The organism is Streptomyces sp. NPDC054813 (assembly GCF_053611365.1).
In genome coordinates this window covers 391,000-407,514 of the sequence record NZ_JBSHAF010000008.1, presented here as the reverse complement: position 1 = coordinate 407,514, position 16,515 = coordinate 391,000, and the positions used below count along the sequence as shown (strand labels likewise).

At 71.9% G+C, this 16,515-nt stretch carries 19 protein-coding genes and 1 pseudogene; 6 read left to right on the top strand and 14 right to left on the bottom strand.

Going from position 1 to position 16,515, the window contains the following annotated elements; all coding sequences use genetic code 11:
• From ACWGJB_RS19275 to ACWGJB_RS19230, 10 genes and pseudogenes are all read right to left on the bottom strand, one after another.
• Window positions 1-144: pseudogene (locus tag ACWGJB_RS19275) on the bottom strand (sulfate adenylyltransferase subunit CysD); the annotation flags it as partial.
• On the bottom strand, window positions 141-716 hold the full coding sequence (cysC, locus tag ACWGJB_RS19270) for an adenylyl-sulfate kinase (RefSeq protein WP_450765083.1): 576 nt from the start codon (window positions 714-716) through the stop codon (window positions 141-143). The pseudogene ACWGJB_RS19275 and the gene cysC, both read right to left, overlap by 4 nt.
• Window positions 713-1,423, bottom strand: coding sequence for a phosphoadenylyl-sulfate reductase (locus tag ACWGJB_RS19265; RefSeq protein WP_453381347.1), 711 nt, complete (start codon window positions 1,421-1,423; stop codon window positions 713-715). Before ACWGJB_RS19265 ends, cysC begins: the two co-directional genes overlap by 4 nt.
• Complete coding sequence (locus ACWGJB_RS19260; protein ID WP_453381346.1) at window positions 1,420-1,599, bottom strand: hypothetical protein; 180 nt, start codon at window positions 1,597-1,599, stop codon at window positions 1,420-1,422. Before ACWGJB_RS19260 ends, ACWGJB_RS19265 begins: the two co-directional genes overlap by 4 nt.
• Window positions 1,596-3,293, bottom strand: coding sequence for a nitrite/sulfite reductase (locus ACWGJB_RS19255; protein ID WP_453381345.1), 1,698 nt, complete (start codon window positions 3,291-3,293; stop codon window positions 1,596-1,598). The genes ACWGJB_RS19260 and ACWGJB_RS19255 overlap by 4 nt, the downstream gene beginning before the upstream one ends.
• 129 nt (window positions 3,294-3,422) lie before the next feature.
• Entirely contained in the window at window positions 3,423-3,506 is an 84-nt protein-coding gene (locus tag ACWGJB_RS19250; RefSeq protein ID WP_360476077.1) for a putative leader peptide, read from the bottom strand.
• A gap of 92 nt (window positions 3,507-3,598) precedes the next feature.
• Window positions 3,599-4,189: a GNAT family N-acetyltransferase gene (locus tag ACWGJB_RS19245; protein ID WP_453381344.1), complete on the bottom strand. Its 591-nt coding sequence runs from the start codon at window positions 4,187-4,189 to the stop codon at window positions 3,599-3,601.
• Window positions 4,190-4,257: 68 nt separating this feature from the next.
• On the bottom strand, window positions 4,258-5,592 hold the full coding sequence (locus ACWGJB_RS19240) for a hypothetical protein (protein WP_453381343.1): 1,335 nt from the start codon (window positions 5,590-5,592) through the stop codon (window positions 4,258-4,260).
• A 233-nt stretch (window positions 5,593-5,825) separates the two neighbouring features.
• Window positions 5,826-7,103: a GAF domain-containing protein gene (locus ACWGJB_RS19235; RefSeq protein ID WP_453381342.1), complete on the bottom strand. Its 1,278-nt coding sequence runs from the start codon at window positions 7,101-7,103 to the stop codon at window positions 5,826-5,828.
• A 409-nt stretch (window positions 7,104-7,512) separates the two neighbouring features.
• Window positions 7,513-9,156: an acyl-CoA dehydrogenase family protein gene (locus tag ACWGJB_RS19230; RefSeq protein ID WP_453381341.1), complete on the bottom strand. Its 1,644-nt coding sequence runs from the start codon at window positions 9,154-9,156 to the stop codon at window positions 7,513-7,515.
• Between the two features lie 149 nt (window positions 9,157-9,305).
• Here ACWGJB_RS19230 and ACWGJB_RS19225 point away from each other — a divergent pair, with 149 nt between their 5' ends.
• Together ACWGJB_RS19225 and ACWGJB_RS19220 are read left to right on the top strand one after the other, a co-directional pair.
• Entirely contained in the window at window positions 9,306-10,442 is a 1,137-nt protein-coding gene (locus ACWGJB_RS19225; protein ID WP_453381340.1) for a YihY/virulence factor BrkB family protein, read from the top strand.
• Between the two features lie 140 nt (window positions 10,443-10,582).
• Window positions 10,583-11,257: a helix-turn-helix domain-containing protein gene (locus ACWGJB_RS19220; protein ID WP_453381339.1), complete on the top strand. Its 675-nt coding sequence runs from the start codon at window positions 10,583-10,585 to the stop codon at window positions 11,255-11,257.
• Here ACWGJB_RS19220 and ACWGJB_RS19215 read toward each other — a convergent pair.
• Window positions 11,243-11,641 carry a VOC family protein gene (locus tag ACWGJB_RS19215; RefSeq protein ID WP_453381338.1) on the bottom strand — a complete coding sequence of 133 codons (399 nt, stop codon included), beginning with the start codon at window positions 11,639-11,641 and terminating at the stop codon, window positions 11,243-11,245. The two genes, ACWGJB_RS19220 and ACWGJB_RS19215, sit on opposite strands and share 15 nt — an antisense overlap.
• Before the next feature lie 51 nt (window positions 11,642-11,692).
• Window positions 11,693-12,325, bottom strand: coding sequence for a VOC family protein (locus ACWGJB_RS19210; protein ID WP_453381337.1), 633 nt, complete (start codon window positions 12,323-12,325; stop codon window positions 11,693-11,695).
• Between the two features lie 97 nt (window positions 12,326-12,422).
• Here ACWGJB_RS19210 and ACWGJB_RS19205 point away from each other — a divergent pair, with 97 nt between their 5' ends.
• From ACWGJB_RS19205 to ACWGJB_RS19190, 4 genes are all read left to right on the top strand, one after another.
• Window positions 12,423-12,965, top strand: a complete 543-nt coding sequence (locus ACWGJB_RS19205; RefSeq protein ID WP_453381336.1) for a membrane lipoprotein — start codon at window positions 12,423-12,425, stop codon at window positions 12,963-12,965.
• A gap of 31 nt (window positions 12,966-12,996) precedes the next feature.
• Complete coding sequence (locus ACWGJB_RS19200; protein WP_453381335.1) at window positions 12,997-13,647, top strand: ThuA domain-containing protein; 651 nt, start codon at window positions 12,997-12,999, stop codon at window positions 13,645-13,647.
• A gap of 159 nt (window positions 13,648-13,806) precedes the next feature.
• Entirely contained in the window at window positions 13,807-14,679 is an 873-nt protein-coding gene (locus ACWGJB_RS19195; protein ID WP_453381334.1) for an isocitrate lyase/PEP mutase family protein, read from the top strand.
• Entirely contained in the window at window positions 14,679-14,918 is a 240-nt protein-coding gene (locus ACWGJB_RS19190; protein WP_453381333.1) for a hypothetical protein, read from the top strand. The genes ACWGJB_RS19195 and ACWGJB_RS19190 overlap by 1 nt, the downstream gene beginning before the upstream one ends.
• A gap of 106 nt (window positions 14,919-15,024) precedes the next feature.
• Here ACWGJB_RS19190 and ACWGJB_RS19185 read toward each other — a convergent pair whose 3' ends face one another.
• Window positions 15,025-15,228: a hypothetical protein gene (locus tag ACWGJB_RS19185; RefSeq protein ID WP_453381332.1), complete on the bottom strand. Its 204-nt coding sequence runs from the start codon at window positions 15,226-15,228 to the stop codon at window positions 15,025-15,027.
• A 30-nt stretch (window positions 15,229-15,258) separates the two neighbouring features.
• Window positions 15,259-16,323: a LacI family DNA-binding transcriptional regulator gene (locus tag ACWGJB_RS19180; protein ID WP_453381331.1), complete on the bottom strand. Its 1,065-nt coding sequence runs from the start codon at window positions 16,321-16,323 to the stop codon at window positions 15,259-15,261.
• Window positions 16,324-16,515: the final 192 nt, after the last annotated feature.

Sequence of the window (16,515 nt, the reverse complement as noted above, 5' to 3'; positions counted from 1 at the left end):
GCCGGAGAACAGGATCACCGGCCGTTCGAACTCGCCCGCCACCTCACGGAAGATGTGGACCGCCTCGGACTCCAGCGCGTCCAGGTGGGACAGGGCGTACGGGGTGCCCGTGCCCTCCCCGTGAGCCGCCACGGTCGTCGTCATGCCAGTCCCTTCCCGCTCAGCAGGGCGTGCACGGACGCCGCGGACTCCCGCACGGTCTGGTGCTGCGACTCGATCCGCAGATCGGGTGTCTCGGGTTCCTCGTAGGGATCGTCGACCCCCGTAAGCCCGGTCAGCTCACCGGCGGCCTGCTTGGCGTACAGACCCTTCACATCGCGTACGGAGCACACCTCGACCGGGGTCGCCACATGCACCTCGACGTACGCGGTGCCGTTCTCCTCGTGGCGCTTGCGCACCGCGTCCCGGCTGTCCGCGTAGGGGGCGATCACCGGGACGAGCGCCGTCACGCCGTTGCGGGCCAGCAGCTCGGCGAGGAAGCCGATGCGCTGCACGTTGGTGTGCCGGTCCTCGCGGCTGAAGCCGAGGCCCGCCGAGATGAACTCGCGGATCTCGTCGCCGTCGAGCACCTCCACGAGGCGTCCCTCCGCCCGCAGCAGGCCGGCCAGCTCGTACGCGATGGTGGTCTTGCCGGCACTCGGCAGACCCGTGAGCCAGACGGTGGCTCCGGTCGTCACGTTGTTCTCCTGGTTCGTCGAAGGCGTGGTGGCCGTCATCCGTGCAGCCCGCACTCGGTCTTGGCCCGCCCCGCCCAGCGGCCGGCGCGCGCGTCCTCGCCCTCCAGCACCCGGCGGGTGCAGGGGGCGCAGCCGACGGAGGCGTAGCCGTCCATCAGCAGCGGGTTGGTCAGCACGCCGTGTTCGGCGACGTAGGCGTCCACGTCGTCCTGGGTCCAGCGGGCGATCGGCGAGATCTTGACCTTCTGCCGCTTCTCGTCCCAGCCGACGACCGGGGTGTTCGCCCGGGTCGGGGACTCGTCGCGGCGCAGCCCGGTCGCCCAGGCGGCGTACTTCGTCAGGCCCTGCTCCAGCGGCTGCACCTTGCGGAGCTTGCAGCACAGGTCGGGGTCGCGGTCGTGCAGCCTGGGGCCGTACTCCGCGTCCTGCTCGGCGACGGTCTGGCGCGGGGTGAGGGTGATGACGTTGACGTCCATCACGGCCTCGACCGCGTCCCGGGTGCCGATGGTCTCCGGGAAGTGGTAGCCGGTGTCGAGGAAGACGACGTCCACGCCCTTCTGGGCGCGTGACGCCAGGTGGGCCACCACCGCGTCCTCCATGGAGGAGGTCACGCAGAAGCCCTTGCCGAAGGTGTCCACCGCCCACTGGAGGATCTCCAGGGCGGTGGCGTCTTCGAGATCGCGGCCGGCCTGCTCGGCCAGCGCCTTCAAGTCGTCGGCGGTGCGGTCTTCCTGAGCTGTGGTCATATCTGTTCCCCTCCGGCGTCGGAGTGCTTCAGTCCCCGGGCGAGCAGCCCGAGGAACTTCAGCTGGAATGCGCGGTTGCAGGCCGCGCATTCCCAGGCACCGTGGCCCTGCTCGTTCGGACGCAGATCCTCGTCGCCGCAGTAGGGGCAGTAGAAGGGGGCGGCCCGCTCGCTCATGAGAGGGACTCCTCACTGGCGCGGGACGCCCAGGCGGCGAACCGCTCGCCGTCCTCGCGCTCCGCCTGGAAACGCTTGAGCACCCGCTCGACGTAGTCCGGCAGCTCCTCCGAGGTCACCTTGAGACCGCGGACCTTGCGGCCGAAACCGGCCTCCAGACCCAGCGCGCCGCCCAGGTGCACCTGGAAGCCCTCGACCTGCTCGCCCCGGTCGTCGAGGACCAGCTGGCCCTTGAGACCGATGTCCGCGACCTGGATGCGGGCGCAGGCGTTCGGGCAGCCGTTGAGGTTGATGGTCAGCGGTTCGTCGAAGTCGGGCAGCCGGCGCTCCAGCTCGTCGATGAGCGCGGAGCCCCGCGCCTTCGTCTCGACGATGGCGAGCTTGCAGTACTCGATGCCGGTGCAGGCCATGGTGCCGCGCCGGAACGGGGACGGCCTGGCGGTCAGGTCCAGTGCCTCCAGGGCCTCGACCAGCGAGTCGACCTGGTCCTCCACGACATCGAGGACGATCATCTTCTGCTCGACCGTGGTGCGTACCCGGCCCGAGCCGTGCGCCTCGGCGAGGTCGGCGATCTTCGCCAGGGTGGTGCCGTCCACACGGCCGACGCGCGGGGCGAACCCGACGTAGAAGTTGCCGTCCTGCTGCCGGTGTACGCCGACGTGGTCGCGCCAGCGCTGCAGGGGCTCGGCCGGCGCGGGGCCGTCGACGAGCTTCCGCTCGAGGTACTCGTCCTCCAGGATCTGGCGGAACTTCTCCGCGCCCCAGTCGGCGACCAGGAACTTCAGCCGGGCGCGGGTGCGCAGCCGCCGGTAGCCGTAGTCCCGGAAGATGCCGATGACACCGGCCCAGACGTCCGGGACCTCGTCCAGCGGCACCCAGGCGCCGAGCCGGACGCCGATCTTCGGGTTGGTGGACAGACCGCCGCCGACCCACAGGTCGAAGCCGGGGCCGTGCTCGGGGTGCTCGACGCCGACGAAGGCGATGTCGTTGATCTCGTGCACCACGTCCAGCAGCGGTGAGCCGGAGATCGCGGACTTGAACTTGCGCGGCAGGTTGGAGAACTCCTTGCTGCCGATGAACCGCCGGTTGATCTCGTCGATCGCCCAGCTGCCGTCGATGATCTCGTCCTCGGCGATACCGGCGACCGGCGAGCCGATGACGACACGCGGGGTGTCGCCGCACGCCTCGGTGGTGGACAGGCCGACGGCCTCGAGACGGTTCCAGATCTCGGGAACGTCTTCGATGCGGATCCAGTGCAGCTGGATGTTCTGCCGGTCGGTGACGTCCGCGCTGCCCCGCGCGAACTCCTGCGAGATCTCGCCGATCACCCGCAGCTGCTGGGTGGTGAGGCGGCCGCCGTCGATCCGCACCCGCAGCATGAAGTACTTGTCGTCCAGCTCCTCCGGCTCGAGGATGGCCGTCTTGCCACCGTCGATGCCGGGCTTGCGCTGCGTGTACAGGCCCCACCAGCGCATACGTCCGCGCAGGTCGTTGGGGTCGATCGAGTCGAAGCCGCGCTTGGAGTAGATCGTCTCAATGCGTGTCCGCACATTGAGACCGTCGTCGTCCTTCTTGAACTGTTCGTTGCCGTTGAGCGGGGTGAAGTGACCCATAGCCCACTGACCCTCACCGCGGTGACGACTCACCTTGCGGCGGGGCGTGGAGGCGGCAGGGTTCTGCGGGGTGGCGGCCATGGTGAATACGTCCTTCGGGACAGGCGGGAAAGCGGCTCTTACCTGCGCGTACGGGCGCACGGGGGGCATATCTGCGCGACACTGCGCAAAGGGAAGGTCTGGACAGCAGGGCGCGGCGGTGCTGTGCTCTCAGCCCGCCGGACAGATGGCGCTGGACATGCGGCCGAGGTCGACGTGCCGCCGACTCACCAAGGCGGTTCCAGTTCCAGACATGACGGAAGCGTGTCACGCGGATCTCGGGCCAGTCCACCATCGTCCGTGATTCGGACGGATCTATTCTGAATAGTGAGACAGGGTGGTGTGGGTCACGCCCCGGGACGTGGCTCCGGGCGGGCCCCCGGCCAGGGCCCGGGTGCCGAGACGTCCGGTTCCTCCTCGACCTTCGTGTCGAAGAGCCTGAAGCCCCGTCGCTGGTAGTTGTCCATCGCGTGCTCGCCGTCCAGGCTGCAGGTGTGCAGCCACACCCGCTTCGTCGGCGGCAGTCCGGGCCACCGCTCCGCCAGGTCCCAGGCGCGTGCGGCGCCGTACGACAGCAGGTGACCGCCGATCCGGCGGCCCCGGAACGCCGGTATCAGGCCGAAGTAAACGATCTCCACGACCCCTTCGTCCTGCGGTTCCAGCTCGACGTAGCCCGCCGGGGTGCCCCGGTCGTAGCCGACCCAGGTCTCCACGCCCGGCCGCTCCAGGTGCTCCCGCCAGCGGGCGTACGTCCAGCCGAGCCGGTCGGTCCAGCGGATGTCGCCGCCGACCGAGGCGTACAGGAAGCGGCTGAACTCCGGGGAGGGGATCTGCGAGCGGACGACCTCGACCGTGTCGCCCTCCGGCGCGGCGGCGGGGAGAAGGTCGGCCGGGGAGGTCTGCTCCAGGGACCAGGTGGTCACGACGATGCTGCTCATGGGGGCCAGGCAATCATCCCGGCCCCGGCCGTGTCGATGTCCGTCGCCGGAGCGACGCGCCGGGTCCGTTATCCGAGCGACGCGTCGATCGAGCGCAGCGGCACCGAGAACAGCATGCGGTCCGTGACCGACCACACCTCGCCCGTGTCGGGGGCGTAGGAGAGCGAGCCGGTGTTCTCGGCCCAGCAGCGGTGCGAGGTGTCGGAGCCGCAGCGGGCCGCCCGCGCGCCCGCGGTGTCCTGCCGCCACAGGCTGCCGTGTCCGTCCATGGCGCCGGGGAGGTGACCGACGTACCACTCGGAGGAGGTCGCGCCCGGTGGGCGGTACGACAGGACGCCCCGGATCTCGGAGGCCCCGGTCCGGTACGCCTGGACCGCGTCCGCCCGGCCGACGGCGTCGGTGGCGAGCGATCCGTCGTGCTTCGGGTTCTCGTCGAACGCGTACCGCCACAGCCGGGCCCGCTGATCGCCGCCGGCGGGTGTCCACTCGCCGAGGACCAGGCTGTCCGGGGCCGTCCCGCGGTCCACGGAGAGTGCGCTCGGACAGGGCGCGCCGGCCTCGGAGCAGGCTCCCGCGGTGAACCGGTACGAGCCCACGGCGGGCATCACGTACCGGAAGCCGTCGGCCGACCAGCCGCCGGGCACCCGGCCGACCGCGTCGGTCAGCACCGAGGTGCGCTGGATGCGGTTGAGGTCGTAGACGTAGAGCGCGTCGGCACTGCCCGGGGTGGTGGTGACCAGCAGTTTGTCCTCGTACCAGGCCATGCCAGAGATCTCCGAGGTCAGGCCCCGGTACGTACGGCCGTCGGCGCTGGGCACGGTCAGCAGGACCCAGGAGTACGAGGGGTGTGCCGGGTCGTTCTCGTTCACGACCGCGACCCTGGCCAGGCCCCGGGAGGCGGCGGGACCGCTGGAGGTGCTGTGCGTCCAGCCGGCCAGGACGACCCGGTTGGCGCCCCACAGGCCGTCGTCGTCCGCGTCGGAGGAGGTGGTCACCGAGGCCGGCCGCCAGTCGTCGGTGAGGGTGTCGGTGGGGTCCCAGCAGTACGCCTCGGTGGCCGCCGGGGTGACCGGCAGCGAGTCCCGGTCGTCGGAGTCGCAGTCGGCCGCCCCGCGCAGGGTGTGGTCGGCGTCCGCCAGGACGTCGGCGACCCCGACCGTGCCGCCCATCGCCGAGGCGAGCCGGTCCAGCGAGCGGCGCGGCACCAGGTGTTCCTGAAGCTGGAGGCGCGCGGTGTCGGCGGCGGAGGTCAGCGGCTTCAGCGCGCCCGGGTCCTCGGCGACCGTGGCCTGCGAGGCGCTGACGATCGTGGCGGTCGCGGTGAGCGCCAGCGCGGCCCCGGCCAGGGCCGCGCGCAGTGCCGCGCCCCGCCTGCGCCGCCGGTGTCTGCCGCGATGCTTCATGTTTCCTCCCGAGGCGGGCCAACTGCGCCTCATGGTCCGTACGTTGACCGAGGAGCAGTTGGGGATGCCCGCACCGGGATGCTACGGCAGTCGAGGCGGCCGTACCGCGAAGACCCGGCAAATATGCGGAAGATACGTCACCGGATGCCCCTGATGCGTTGAATGAGCCCCGGGGCGCGGGCGTTCACACCGGCCTTCACCCGGTCTTCACCCCCGGCCTTCACGCCGGCCTTTCACGCGGACCGGGGGCCCGGCCCTCTGCCCGCCGCCACCGCCGGGGCGTTCGAGCAGGGCAGCAGGTCGTGCGGGTCGGCGGGGAGCAGTACCTCGATCTCCGCGTCCTCCCGGAAGCGATAGGGCCGGTGTTCGAGCAGCGCCCCCAGATAGCGCCGGATCCTGGACATCTCGGCGCGCACGGTCACCGTCCGTGAGGCGTCCCCGAAGACGTCCTCGGCCAGCCCGGCCGCGCTCCGCCCGGTGCGCCGTACCGCCAGCAGGTACAGCAACTCGGCGTGCCGGGGACTCAGTTCCCGGGACCAGGAGCAGGCGCCGCCGCCCACCGTCACCGAGGGCCGGCGCGGCTGGGCCAGGTCCAGCACCAGCCGGCCGCCGCCCGCCGGTGCCGGCTCGTCCACCGCCCGCAGCAGCCAGCCCCCCGCCAGCGGCTCCACCGAGCACAGCCCGAGCGCCGGCAGCCAGCGGCGGCCCGGCGACAGGGACTTGGGCAGCGCGAGCCGCTGTGGATACGGCATGCCGGTGACCGCCGCCGTCCAGCCGTCGGCGTCCACCGCCAGCGCCCGCCCGCCCAGCCGGGCCAGCACCGGTGCCGCGACCGCGCGCAGCCGCTCCAGCGCGGCCAGGTGCAGCTCCCGCAGCCGGGCCTCGGCGAGTTTCGCCACCGAGTTCACCCAGGCCAGGGTGGCCGGATGCATGGTCTCCAGCGGACCGCTGACGTCCACCACACCCAGCAGCCTGCCGTCCCGGGGGTCGGTGATGGGAGCGCCGGAACACGTCCAGGAGCTGAGCGAGCGGACGAAGTGCTCGGCGGCGAAGACCTGGACGGGGCGCCGCACCACCGCCGGGGTGCCGACCCCGTTGGTGCCGACGACGTCTTCGCGCCAGTCGGCGCCGGGTGTGAAGCCGACGCCGTCCGCCTTGCGCAGCACCGGCGAGGAACCCTCGCGCCACAGCACCCGGCCGTCGGCATCGGCGACCACCATGATGTGCTGGGCGACGTCAGCGACCGAAAGCAACCCCTCGCGCAGCACCGGCAGTACGTCCCGGAGCGGTGACTCCTCACGTCTGCGCCGGACTTCGTCGGCGGACAGCAGCCCCGAACGGAAGTCGTGTTCGGGGTCGACGCCGCCGCGCAGCATCCGCCCCCAGGACTTCTCGATCACCGGCCGGGGCGCGATCCGCCCACGCTGTCCGGCGAGTCTGGCCTCGCGCAGTTCGCTCAGTAACCGCGCCGCCTGCGCCGCGTCCACCGCGGCGAGTCGCGCCACGTCCATCGGCGGGTTCCCCACTGAGGTCCTCCCGGACAGCCTCGGAAAAGGTGTGGAAGTGTCTTGTCAAGCCGCCCGGGCGGCGGTTTCCGGTCCGACTGTGCGTCTCATACTGCCGTTTTCCAGCGCCGGAGGCACACAGTCCGCACACAGACACCGATATGTTGCAACCCCTTGCAACCCTGGTGAACGGACCTGGGGTGGCCGAAAATTGAGCCGACGCTCCGGCGTCGGTGGCCTGACATGGGCCGAAGAAGCGGGGGTGGTGCCGTGTCGGCGCAGCACCACCCCCGTGCCCGGGCGGAGAGCCGATAGCCGCGGGCGTGCGCTTTCAGGTGCGTTGGCGGCTGACGGTTGCGGTGGGCTTGTCGCGCCCACGCGGCGGAGCAGCACATCGATACTGTCCCGCGCCCCTTCAGGCAGGGATGCGCACCCGTGCTCGATCCACCACGGAGGCCAGGTCCAGGCCCTTCGGCAGGGTGCCGAAGGATGAACCCCAGTCGTTGGCCAGTCTTGACGCGCAGAAGGCGTCGGCCACCTCCGGGGGCGCGAAGCGGACCAGCAGGGAGCCCTGGAGTACCGTCGCCAGGCGTTCCACCAGGCGTCTGGCCCGGGCCTCCATACCCTCCAGGTCGGCCAGTTCGGAGAAGAGGTCCTTGACCGCGCGGTCAAGGCGGTGGTCGGCGCCGTGGGCGCGGCCGATCTCCTGGAGGTAGGCGTCCAGCGCTTGCGGTTCGCGTTGCAACGCCCGCAGGACGTCCAGCGCCTGGATGTTCCCCGCGCCCTCCCAGACCGAGTTCAGCGGTGACTCGCGCACCAGCCGGGGCAGCCCCGACTCCTCCGCGTAGCCGTTGCCGCCCAGACACTCGGCGGCCTCCACGGCGACCGGCGCACAGCGCTTGGTCACCCAGTACTTGGCGGCCGGCAACGCCAGCCGCAGCAGGGCCCGTTCGGCCTCGCTGCCGTCGTCGTAGGCGGCGGCCAGCCGGAGCGCGAGCGTCGTCGCGGCCTCCGACTCGATCGCGAGGTCGGCCAGGACGTTGCGCATCAGCGGCTTGTCGGCGAGTTTCCCGCCGAACGCCTCGCGGTGCGTGCAGTGGTGCACGGCCTGGGCCACCGCCTGCCGCATCAGCCCCGCCGAGCCCAGCACACAGTCGAGCCGGGTCGCGGCGACCATCTCGATGATGGTCCGCACCCCGCGCCCCTCCTCGCCCACGCGCCGCGCCCAGGTGCCGTCGAACTCCACCTCGCTCGACGCGTTCGACCGGTTGCCGAGCTTGTCCTTGAGGCGCTGGAGGAGGAAGACGTTGCGGGTGCCGTCCTCCAGGACACGCGGCACCAGGAAACAGGTCAGTCCGCCCGGTGCCTGGGCCAGCACCAGGAAACCGTCGGACATCGGTGCCGAGCAGAACCACTTGTGTCCGGTGAGCGTGTACGTCCCGGACTCGGCGAGCGGGGCGGCGGCGGTCGTGTTCGCGCGTACGTCGCTGCCGCCCTGTTTCTCCGTCATGCCCATGCCGAAGAGGGCGCCGGCCTTCTGTGCGGCGGGCCGCAGCTCACGGTCGTAGATCATGGAGGTCAGCAGCGGCTCCCACGCGGCGGCCAGCTCCGGGTCGGTGCGCAGCGCGGGCACCGCCGCGTTCGTCATCGACAGCGGGCAGCAGTTGCCGGCCTCGGCCTGGGTCCAGACCAGGAAGGCGGCCGCCCGCCGGACGTGCCCGGACGGCCGTACCCAGCTGCTGGTCAGGCCCGCGCCCACGCCCTTGCCGAGCAGCCGGTGCCAGGCGGGATGGAACTCGACCTCGTCGACACGGTGGCCGTAGCGGTCGTGGGTGCGCAGCCGCGGCGGGTGCTCGTTGGCCTGCGCCCCCCACTCCTGCACCTGCGCCGAACCGGCCGAGACACCGATCGACGACAGCTCGGCGCGCACCTCGTCCAGCAGCTCCGGGGCGGTGTGCCGGGCCACCGCCTCGACGAGGGCGCGGTCGGCGGCGAAGAGGTCGTATCCGACCAGCGGGGGCGGCTGGTTGGTCACGGTATGGGTGGTGGTGCCTGCCATGTCTGCGAACCTACCCGGGGCGACGGCGGTGGTCTCCAGCGTGACACAGGGGTACCCCCGGTCGCCCCGCAAGATCCTGCCGGGTCCGGAAGATCGCTTCGGGACCCCGGAAGATGAGTACTGCCCCGGACGGCGGATACCGTTAGGGCGTGCAGCCAGCAAGCGATACTCCCGAGCGGCCCTCCGGCCGGCTCCACCGGGCCAGGGCCCTCTACCGGAACGTCTCCAAGCGCAGGACGGCCTGGCTGCTGCTCAAGGACACCGTCAATTCCTGCATGGAGTACCGCATCCTCGGCCTCGCCGCCGAGGCCGCCTTCTTCACTCTGCTGTCCGTCCCGCCGCTGCTGCTCAGCCTCATCGGCCTGCTCGGCTACGTCGACGACTGGACCGGCGCCCACACCATCGCCAGCCTGGAGACCAACCTCCTGGACGCCTCCCGCACGGTCCTGTCCGACAAGGGCGTGAAGGAGATCGCGGAGCCGATCCTGCACGACGTGGTGCGGGGCGGCCGCCCCGACGTGATCTCCATCGGCTTCCTGTTCGCCCTGTGGTCGGGCTCCCGCGCGGTGAACGTCTTCATCGACACGATCACCGTGATGTACGGCCTCGACGGCGTCCGGGGCATCGTGAAGACCCGGATCGTGTCCTTCCTGCTCTTCATCGCCGCGCTGCTGATCGGCTCCGTGGCGCTGCCGCTGATGGTGGCAGGGCCGGACGCGGTGGTCGGGATCGTGCCCTGGTCGGAGACGCTCGTACAGGTCCTGTACTGGCCGGTCGTGATCGTCCTGTCCATCGTCTTCCTGACCACGCTGTACCACGTCTCCGTGCCGGTGCGCTCCCCGTGGATCGAGGACGTGCCGGGCGCCCTGGTCGCCCTGGCCATGTGGGTCCTCGGCAGCTTCCTGCTGCGCATCTACCTGACCAGCACCATCGAGGGCGCGACGATCTACGGCTCCCTGGCCGCGTCCGTCGCCGTGCTGCTGTGGATCGGTGTGGCGGCCTTCGCCGTGCTGGTCGGCGCCGCCATGAACGCCGCCATCGACCGGGTCTGGCCGGCCGCCGCCACGGCCGCGGCCCGCGCCGCCAACGAACGGCTGCGGGAGGCCCAGGTCGCCGAGTACGTCGCCCGCGCGGCCGCGGCGCGGGAGGTCGACCCCGACGATCCGGACATGCCGTCCGAGTTCCCGGAACGCTGGTCCCGCTTCCTGCCGCCCGAGGACGTCACGGCGCGGTTGCGTACGCATGTGAAGAGCAGCCATCCGCCGCCGCGGAAGCCGGAGGCTTGAGGGCCGGGGGCGGGTTCGTTTCCGGGGTTCGCCTCGTGGGCGGGGTGCGGGTTCGCTGTGGCTGATCGCGCCCACGCGGCGGCAGCCGCATGTCGAGCACAGCCCCGCGCCCCTGAGGGGGCGCGTCTACGCTGGCGTATGTGTACAAGGAGCGGGCGTCTCGGATCTCCGGTGCGGTCGGCTGGGTGAACACCCCTGGCGAGGGCGGATCGGGGCGCGTGCTGCCCGACGGGTGTATGGATCTGCTCTGGCATGAGGGGCGACTGCTGGTCGCCGGGCCCGATACGCGCGCGTACGTCACCGAGGGCGCCCAGGGGGTGTGGGTGGGCCTCCGCTTCTATCCCGGTACCGCCCCCGCCGTCCTCGGCGTACCGGCGCACGAACTGCTCGACCGGCGTGTGGAGCTGAGCGACCTCTGGCCGGCCGCCGTCGTACGGCGGCTGCGTACCCGGGTCGGCGCCGCCACCGACCCCGTCGCCGCGCTGGAGGAGATCGCTCTGGAACGGGGCGTCCCGCCCGACCCGTCCCTGAAGCGGCTCGTCGAAGCCCTGGACGCGGGGCGCGCCGTGGCCGCCGTGGCCGATGAGCTGGGCCTGGGGGCCCGCCAGTTGCACCGGCGTAGTCGCGACGCGTTCGGCTACGGTCCCAAGACGCTCGCGCGGGTGCTCCGGATGCAGCGGGCGCTCGCGCTCGCCCGGGGCGGGGTGCCGCTCGCGGAGACGGCGGTCCGGGCGGGGTACGCGGACCAGCCTCATCTCGCCCGGGACGTACGGGAGCTGGCCGGCCTGCCACTGACCGGACTACTCGGCGGGTAGCGGGGCGAACAGGTCGACGCCGTTGCCGTCGGGGTCGTGCACGGTGGCGTACCGCTGGCCCCAGAAGGCGTCCCACGGCTTGAGCTCGCCGTGGTACCCGGCGCCGACCAGGTCCTCGTAGACCGCGTCCACCTCGGCGGGCGAACCGCAGCGGAAGGCGAGCCCCACCCGGCCGCCGCCGGCCGGCGGGCGCCAGGCCGGGTGGAAGGAGCGGACCGTCTCCTCGGTGTCCAGGGCGAGGGTGAGCCCGCCGGGCAACTCGGCCTCGACATGCGGCTGTTCCTCGGCGCCGGGCGGGAAGTCCAGGCCCAGGCGCCGGTAGAAGGCGAGGGACGCGGTCAGGTCGGCGGCGACCAGGCCGATCACGGCGAATCGTGGAGTCATGACGTCACCGTAGGCGGGGGGCCGAGCGCCGGTCTTGAAGGAATCGGACACTCAGGAGAAGGTCACGGCTCCCCGCGGGGTGTCGACGGTGAAGGAGATCGCCACCGGTCCCTCGGTCAGGGTCAGGTCCGTGCCCAGGGCCCTCAGCAGGGGGCGGACCACCGCGGGGTCGGGGACGGTCGCGGACACCGCGAGCAGCGGGGTGACCGGCAGCCCGGAGGCCGTCGGGTGGCGCGAGGAACCCCAGTCGATCAGGAACGGAACCAGGCCGGAGGGATGCGCGGTGGTGCTGTCGGTCAGCCGCCACTCCAGCAGCGTTCCGTCGGGGCGTCGGCGGCTCATCGGACGCGGGTCACCGGGGTCGTAGCCCCGGGCCCGCGCGGCCGCGACCGTCGCGTCCAGGTCCCGCGGGCGGATCGCCCAGGTCACCGTGCGGGCGGCGGTGAGCCCGTCGACGCCGAAGGGGCGGGCGCCGGGCGGTACGGACTGCTCCGGGTCCGGCCCGATGATCTCCAGGTAGCCGGCGCCGCCCAGGGAAACCAGATGGTTGCGGGTGCCGAGGTCCGGGTGGGCACCGCCGGCAGCCGGCGTCACACCGGTCCGCCGGGCGAAGTCGGCGACCGTCGCGGCGAGGTCGGGGGTCGCCAGCACCAGGTGGTCGAGGAGGGGCGGGGTGGCGTTCATCGAAGCCGAGGCTAGGCGCCGTCGGCGACGATGGACAAGCGGCGGGGCGACCGGAAATCCCGATGCCTGTGGAACGTGTGTGCGGCACGATGGGCGCATGATCCGTGCCGTGCGCGCCCTGCCGCCGCTGCTCCTCGCCGCCGCCCTGCTCACCGGATGCGGTACCGAGAAGGCGGCCCCCGGAGCCTCCGCCTCGCCCGCCGACCCGGCCGAACTCGCCGCCAAGGCCAAGGCGTTGGGCATGGATCCGGAGCTGGTCTATGTCACCGAGGCCCCGGGGTTCACCCTCGCCCAGCAGTCCGTCGGTGTGCAGGGCGACGACGGATTCTCCGCCGCCTACACGGACAGGACCGGCGCCGTCATCCACCTCTACACCGACCACCTGCGCTACGCCGGGACGCACCGGTACGAGGTGTCGAAGAAGGGCTGCGTGGTGTGGCTCGAAGGCGAGGGCGGGGTCTCCGGCGCCGTACTGGGCAAGGCGCTGCGCGCGATCCACCGCCCCACCGCCGGTGAACTCGACACCCTGCTGCCCACGCCCGACCCGGCCTTCACCGACGACCAGCCGGTACAGCGCGGCGACCTGCCGTCCAACGGCGACGGCGCACCCGACAACAGCGTGCCGACGCCCGGCCTTTGAACCGTCGGCGGCCATGGGCGACCATGCGGCCATGGTCCCTCGACTGCTCGTCCACACCCGAACCACCGGCTACCGCCACGACTCGATCCCCGACGCCGTCGCCGCCGTAAGGGAGTTCACCGATCTCGACGTCGACGCCACCGAGGATCCGGCCGCCCTCGAACAGCCGCTGGACGGGTACGCGGCCGTCGTGTTCCTCTCCACCAGCGGCGAGATCCTGACCCCGCGGGGCCGCGCCCGGCTGGCCGCCTACGTCGAGGCGGGCGGCGGCTTCGCCGGTGTGCACGCGGCGGCCTGCACGGAGTACGACTGGCCGTACTACGGCGAACTCCTCGGCGCCCGCTTCGACCGCCACCCGGAGTACCAGCCCGGCCGGGCGCTCGTCGAGGACCACGGCCATCCGGCGACCCGGGAGCTGCCGGCCGTCTGGGACTTCACCGACGAGTGGTACGACTTCCGGGACAACCCGCGCGGCCGGGTGCGGGTGCTGCTGCGCGCCGACGAGTCGTCGTACGACGGCGGCACCATGGGCGACGACCATCCGCTGGCCTGGTGCCGCGAGCAGGGGACCGGACGGGTGTTCTACACGGCACTCGGGCACGCCCGGGAGGCGTACCGGGATCCGGCCTTCCTTGCCCATCTGCACGGGGGTCTCGCCTGGGTCGCTCAGCTCGGCCAGTGACGTTTCTCCGGTGAACCCGATCCGCCATTGGGGTGAGTAAAGCTCGCGCACGGAGATAGTCACGTGCGTACCTAGAGATGCTCTTGTCTTGGCAAAGGGCTGTCGAGACGCGGAGGCCACCGAGCCGCCGCGCCACCCACCCACAGGAGGAGCCGGACCTTGACTTACGGGAAGAAGCTGCGCGAGCAGATCGCCGGGCCGGGGACCACCCCGTTGATCGGCGTGTACGACATGTACTCGGCGTCGATCGCGGCCAAGCACTACGACGGGATGTTCGTCTCCGGCTTCGGCTTCGCCGCGTCGTACTACGGCCTGCCGGACATCGGATTCATCGCCTGGCCCGACATGGTGGCCTTCGTCCAGCGGTTGCGGGGCGCGTTCCCGCACCACCACCTCCTCGTCGACATCGACGACGGGTACGTCGACCCCGAGGTCGCCTGCCATGTCGTCGAGGGGCTGGAGCGGATCGGCGCCTCCGGGGTGATCCTGGAGGACCAGAAGCGGCCCCGCCGCTGCGGGCACGCCGACGGCAAGCAGGTACTGCCCCTGGAGGAGTACCTGGACAAGCTGGAGAAGGTTCTGGAGACGCGCCAGGACCTGGTCGTCGTGGCCCGTACGGACGCCACCGACGAGCACGACATCCTGCACCGCGCGGAGCGGCTGGCCGCCACCGACGCCGACGTGATCCTCGTCGACGGGGTCCGCAGCGAGGAGTGGATCCGCCGCATCCGCAAGGTCGTCGGCGACAAACCGCTGCTCTTCAACCAGATCGGCGGCGGCAAGTCACCCCGGCTCTCGCTCACCGAACTGGACGAGCTCGGCGTCGACGTCGCCATCTACTCCACCCCCTGTCTGTTCGCCGCGCACGAGGCCATGGAGAGCGCGCTCGGCGAGCTCAAGGCGGCGGACGGCCGGTTGCCCGAGGTGGACGCGGCCGGCGGTGTCGGGGTCAAGGTGTCCACCACCCTGCTGGAGCGCAACATCGCGCGGGAACGGCTCGACGAGCCCGAGCCCGAGGGCGTGGGCGTGTGATGCGGTTGCCGACGGCTGTGGCGGTCGCGGCGGCGCTTCTCGGCGCGGCCGCGGTCTCCTCGCACGCGGCCGGGAGTCTGATCACTGTGATCGACAACTCCCACGCGGACTCCATCCTCGAGGTGGACCGCACGGCGAACGTCCAGGCCGGGCGGGGCACGGCCGGCAGCGACCACGACGGCAGCGCCGTGGACGCGATCCAGGCGCTGCTCGGTGAGCCTGTTCGAGCCGACGACTGAAAGACCGGCCGGTGGGGAACTGCGGGTCCGTTGTGGCTGGACGCGCAGTTCCTCCCCCAGCCTTCGGCCGGGGGGACCCCCAGCGCCCCTGACGGGGCGCGCCGCCTCAGTCCTCGTTCAGATCCGGGCGGCCGTTCTCGTCCAGCTCCGCGTCCTCCTTCGGGTCGTGCTCCTCGCCCGGGGCCGCCACCTTGGTGTGGTGCTCGGCCGGGGCGACGGTACGGGTCGTGGCCTGGGCGGAGCCCAGGACCGTGGCCACGGCGGCCACGGCCAGGGCGCAGGCCGCCGAGGTGCGCAGGGTGAGATTCATGCACTGGAAACGATCTTGACGGGACCCCGGTCACCCTCGTACGGCCGAACGGGCAGACGGGGCGGCCGTACTCGCCCGCACCACCAGCCGTGTCGACAGCTCGGTCCGGGTGCCCTCCGGACGGTCCCCGTGCATCAGCCGCACCAGCAGCCGCAGCGCGGTCGCCGCCATCTCCGCGAGCGGCTGGCGGACCGTGGTCAGCGCCGGGGTGCCCCAGCGTGCCTCGGGCAGATCGTCGAAGCCGACCACACTGATGTCGTCCGGCACCCGCAGCCCGCGCTCGGCCAGTGCCGTGTACACCCCGAGCGCCATCCGGTCCGAGCAGACGAACACGGCGGTCGGCGGTTCCGGCAGGTCGAGCAGTTCGTGCATACGATGCCGGGCCGTGCCCTCGTCGAAGCTCGCGTGCCGCACGTACCCGCCGCGCTGGTGCAGCCCGGCCGCGGCGAGCGCCGAACGGTAACCGGCCACCCGGGCGCCGCTGCACATGCTGCGCCGGCTGCCGGCGATCACCGCGATCCGCTCATGGCCGAGGGCGAGCAGATGCTCGGTCGCGGACACCCCGCCCTGCCAGTTCGCGGCCCCGACCGACACGACTCCCGCCGGGGGTTCGTGGACGGGGTCGAGCAGCACGTACGGGATGCGGTGGTGGTCCAGCCAGGCGTACTGCGACGGCGTCAGCTCGGCCAGGTCGAACAGCACCCCCGAGGAGCCGCGCGCGGTGAGCTTGTCCAGCCAGCCGCGTTCCGGGCGGCCGGCCCGGGTCCGGGTCAGCCCCGCCGACACCACGACCTCAAGCCCCGCCTCGTAGGCCGCCTCCTCCACGCCGCGCAGCACCACGCCCGCCCACGAGCTGTCCAGCGCGTGCACCACCAGGTCGATCAGGGTGGGGGCCTTCGCCGTGTCGAACCGCGGTCTGCGGACGTAACCGAGCCGTTCGAGAGCCGCGGTGACCCGGCGGCGGGTCTCGGGAGCCACGTCGTCACGGCCGTTGACCACCTTCGACGCGGTCGGTACGGAGACGCCGGCTTCGCGGGCCACCACCGCCAGCGTCGGCCCGGCCGCCGCCACGCTCGTACCCCCGGCACGGACCATGGGGAACCGCCTCTCCGGCCCGCCCTTGGGCCAACGAAAGTAACGAAAGTTGCGACCAACGCTGCTTCCGCGGTCTGCGTGCAAGCCGTGCAGTAAGCGCTTCCTACGATAGGTGCGCGTCAACTCGGCGTGAAGACCTGGGAATTCGCGGGATCATCCGCGGCGGGACTTTCGAAACTTCGAACAGGGGTG

Coding starts and splice junctions, on each gene's coding strand:
- cysC (WP_450765083.1), bottom strand. CDS start 716: ATGACGGCCACCACGCCTTCGACGAACCAGGAGAACAACGTGACGACC.
- ACWGJB_RS19250 (WP_360476077.1), bottom strand. CDS start 3,506: ATGTCTGGAACTGGAACCGCCTTGGTGAGTCGGCGGCACGTCGACCTC.
- ACWGJB_RS19215 (WP_453381338.1), bottom strand. CDS start 11,641: ATGACTCCACGATTCGCCGTGATCGGCCTGGTCGCCGCCGACCTGACC.
- ACWGJB_RS19260 (WP_453381346.1), bottom strand. CDS start 1,599: ATGAGCGAGCGGGCCGCCCCCTTCTACTGCCCCTACTGCGGCGACGAG.
- ACWGJB_RS19265 (WP_453381347.1), bottom strand. CDS start 1,423: ATGACCACAGCTCAGGAAGACCGCACCGCCGACGACTTGAAGGCGCTG.
- ACWGJB_RS19200 (WP_453381335.1), top strand. CDS start 12,997: ATGGTCCCTCGACTGCTCGTCCACACCCGAACCACCGGCTACCGCCAC.
- ACWGJB_RS19245 (WP_453381344.1), bottom strand. CDS start 4,189: ATGAGCAGCATCGTCGTGACCACCTGGTCCCTGGAGCAGACCTCCCCG.
- ACWGJB_RS19210 (WP_453381337.1), bottom strand. CDS start 12,325: ATGAACGCCACCCCGCCCCTCCTCGACCACCTGGTGCTGGCGACCCCC.
- ACWGJB_RS19185 (WP_453381332.1), bottom strand. CDS start 15,228: ATGAATCTCACCCTGCGCACCTCGGCGGCCTGCGCCCTGGCCGTGGCC.
- ACWGJB_RS19180 (WP_453381331.1), bottom strand. CDS start 16,323: ATGGTCCGTGCCGGGGGTACGAGCGTGGCGGCGGCCGGGCCGACGCTG.
- ACWGJB_RS19255 (WP_453381345.1), bottom strand. CDS start 3,293: ATGGCCGCCACCCCGCAGAACCCTGCCGCCTCCACGCCCCGCCGCAAG.
- ACWGJB_RS19235 (WP_453381342.1), bottom strand. CDS start 7,103: ATGGACGTGGCGCGACTCGCCGCGGTGGACGCGGCGCAGGCGGCGCGG.
- ACWGJB_RS19240 (WP_453381343.1), bottom strand. CDS start 5,592: ATGAAGCATCGCGGCAGACACCGGCGGCGCAGGCGGGGCGCGGCACTG.
- ACWGJB_RS19230 (WP_453381341.1), bottom strand. CDS start 9,156: ATGGCAGGCACCACCACCCATACCGTGACCAACCAGCCGCCCCCGCTG.
- ACWGJB_RS19190 (WP_453381333.1), top strand. CDS start 14,679: ATGCGGTTGCCGACGGCTGTGGCGGTCGCGGCGGCGCTTCTCGGCGCG.
- ACWGJB_RS19205 (WP_453381336.1), top strand. CDS start 12,423: ATGATCCGTGCCGTGCGCGCCCTGCCGCCGCTGCTCCTCGCCGCCGCC.